1 protein-coding gene is annotated in these 1,125 nt (G+C 40.4%); it reads right to left on the bottom strand.

Going from position 1 to position 1,125, the window contains the following annotated elements:
• The coding region (locus VXQ92_RS20080) for a right-handed parallel beta-helix repeat-containing protein (protein ID WP_416682970.1) at positions 1 to 1,098 on the bottom strand (1,098 nt) is incomplete at its 3' end.
• Positions 1,099 to 1,125 lie beyond the last annotated feature (27 nt).

The following is a 1,125-nucleotide window of genomic DNA, read 5'->3' as shown; positions in this document are numbered from 1 at the left end:
ACCACCACCACGAGAACCTACAAACCCTTCATGCTCAAGTGCGGGTACTCCAAATACAATTGCCCCTAAACGCTGATCTGGTACACATGAACCACCTGCTTCACAACGTTTAATATCTTTACCATTGTCCCAAATCAGGTTTTTAGTCAATGTAATTCTTGCATTTGCGTCTTTTTCAGAGCGAATGGCTACACCAATACGGTTACCATGTACTTTATTGCTATCAAGAATGTTGCCATCACCCGTCATATTGAAACCAATCGAGTTATTGGTCATTTCGTTGTAGGCGATATAGTTACGTTTGCCCCAGTTAATCTGCAAACCATCTGAATAGTTTTCGAATTTATTACCAACTACGGCATTGTCATTACCCCACAAAATTTCAATACCTTGTGATGGTTCTGGATTTGCTTTGGTTGAAACAAAATGGTTATTCGCAATTAAGTTAAAAGCAGCACCACGTGTCAGTTCTAAACCATCTCCATTGTCTTGGAAAATGTTGTCTAAAACTTTGTTGTTATTAGTCGTAGTTGCGGTTGGGTTACCTTTACCATCATCACCCGTCAACATAACACCAGCACCGCCGTAGTTATTACTAATACGGTTATGTTGAATCAGGTTATTGCTTGAGCGGTTAATTAATACCCCAATACAGAAGCGATGAATGTCTAAACCTTTTAAAGTGACATTGTTGACGTCACGTAATACCAACCCCGGTAAAGTCATAGTACGTACATTGGTGCCGTACTGCTCAGGGTTTGCACCTGGACAAGCTTTTGCACCTTCGCCTTTAATATAGTTTGAACCATCAATTGCGATGTATTCGCCAGTTTTATCCCACTGAGTACCAATAATTTTGACAGGTGCTTTAATCTCAGGAAGTGCGCTGTTTAATTTAATCGCATAAGGCGCTTTGCCTACTGCTTGAATCAAGATATCGCTAGCTTCGCTTGGGTTTGCATTGGCTTGTTCAATTGCCCAGCGTAAAGAGCCTTTATTGCTATCGTCTTGATAACGGTCAACAACATAAGTTTGTGCTGCCGCTACTCCTGAAACCATCAAACCTAATGCAAGAGTAGTTAAACGTAATGTAGTCATTTCATCATATCCTTATGATTTATGGGT

This window comes from Acinetobacter sp. 228 (assembly GCF_048147885.1).
This window is presented reverse-complemented; position numbering and strand designations above follow the sequence as displayed.